The organism is Streptomyces sp. NPDC002785, assembly GCF_040295565.1.
Lineage (GTDB): Bacteria > Actinomycetota > Actinomycetes > Streptomycetales > Streptomycetaceae > Streptomyces.
The window spans coordinates 1-1,315 of sequence record NZ_JBEOVN010000436.1; the positions used below are offsets into that span (position 1 = coordinate 1).

The 1,315-nt window shown below is 70.1% G+C and carries 1 protein-coding gene; it reads right to left on the minus strand.

Features of this window, described 5'->3' with window-relative positions:
• The coding region (locus tag ABTZ94_RS37590) for an IS1182 family transposase (protein ID WP_351207967.1) at positions 1-1,315 on the minus strand (1,315 nt) is incomplete at both ends.

Here is a 1,315-nt window from a genome sequence, read left to right on the forward strand (position 1 = left end):
GAGATGGTGCCTTCGACGCCTGCGCGGATGTCGTAGCGCTTCTTCCACTCCTTGGTCCGCTGTTCCTCGCGGCGCTGAGCCAGAACTTCTTGCTGCGCTCGGGGCAGGAGGGTCAGGCTGCGCCCCCACTTGCCGTTGGTGGCCGTGGTGCACTTGGCCCGCAGTGGACAGGCTGCACAGTCGGTGATGGCGAAGTGGATACGGGCCAGTGGGGTTCCGCTGGCTTTGCGCTGGTTGGACCAGCTGATGCTGGTCGCGCCCTGGGGGCAGGTGACTTGTCGGCGCTCCCAGTCGACGGTGAAGGCGCTCTGCGCGAAGTGCTCCTTGCCCGACCGCTCATGGCAGGTGTCGAGGCCGACCGGTCCCAGCAGGTCGACGCCGTGCTCGTCGCGGGCGGTGACGATGTGGGCGGCGGTGACGTATCCGGCGTCCACGGCGTGTTCGCCGGGCAGCAACTCCCGTGCGGCCAGGCCCTGATGGATCCCTTCGGTCATCTCGGTATCGGTGACCGTGGCGTCGGTGGTGGCCACGTGGGTGATCAGGTGCGGGGCGTCGGGTTCGCAGGTCTCGCTGAGGTGGGTCTTGTAGCCGCACCAGCCCGAGCCGCGCTTGGTGCTATAGCGCGCGGCGGTGTCGTAGGGCGAGGACAGGCGGTCTCTGCCCGGCGGGAGGTTCTTGCCCTCCCGCCAGCGCACCCCCTCACCGTCGCGGTGGTACTGCTCACTCCAGGCCCGGCACAGGACCTCGACGGCAGGGATCTGCCGCAGCCACGCCGGCGCCTCGGGCGCGAAGGCGGCATCCAGGACCGTGAAGCCGTCCCGGCCGACCTGCTCGGCCCACTCCTTGCGCACGTTGTCACCCTTGGGGAAGCGGTAGGAGTCGATCCGGGCGCCGTACCGCTTGGCCCAGTCGGCGGTGATCAGCGCGGACAGCCACGCGGGAGCGGCTGCCGCCAGGGCCTCCAACGCCGCGCGGAGGGTCTCGCCGACGAACTCCATCCGGTTCAACGTCCGCACCGCCGCCAGGACATGGGTGGAATCGGTGCGCTGCCGGCCGCCCGCGCGCAGCAGCCCCAGGGCGGAGCACCTGGCCAGGACCAGGTCCAGCACCTTCTCCTCCAGGCCGTGCTTGATCAGCCGGGCGCGGAAGTCGCCGAGCACCGTGAAGTCGAACCCGGGATCCTCCAGCTCCAAGCCAAGCAGAAACTTCCAGTCCATACGGGCCCGCACCTGGTCGGCGGCCTGCCGGTCGGTGAGCCCCTCGGCATACTGCAGGACCGACACCAGCGCCAGCGCCCCAGGCGAAATCGCCGGCC